Below are 224 nucleotides of genomic sequence, written 5' to 3'. Positions count from 1 at the left end.
GGTGCGGCCGGAGATTGTCGGTGGTCATTCGATCGGTGAGTTGACGGCTGCGTATGTGGCTGGGGTGTGGTCGTTGGAGGATGCGGCCCGACTGGTGGCCGCGCGTGGACAGTTGATGCAGTCGCTGCCTGAGGGTGGGGCGATGCTGGCGGTGCAGGCGGCGGAGGCCGATGTGCTGTCGTTGCTGGAGGGCCTGGACGAGCGTGCTGGTGTGGCGGCGGTGA

The 224-nt window shown here is 67.9% G+C and carries 1 protein-coding gene; it reads left to right on the top strand.

The features are described 5' to 3' along the window. Nucleotide 1 precedes the first annotated feature (1 nt). On the top strand, nucleotides 2-224 hold a 223-nt coding region (locus ADL01_RS28020), incomplete at its 3' end, for an acyltransferase domain-containing protein (protein WP_420719743.1).

The sequence above is a fragment of the Streptomyces sp. NRRL WC-3618 genome, from assembly GCF_001280005.1.
Classification (GTDB): Bacteria; Actinomycetota; Actinomycetes; order Streptomycetales; family Streptomycetaceae; genus Streptomyces.
Note: the sequence above shows the minus strand (reverse complement) of the source record. Positions and strands in the feature narration are given on the sequence as shown.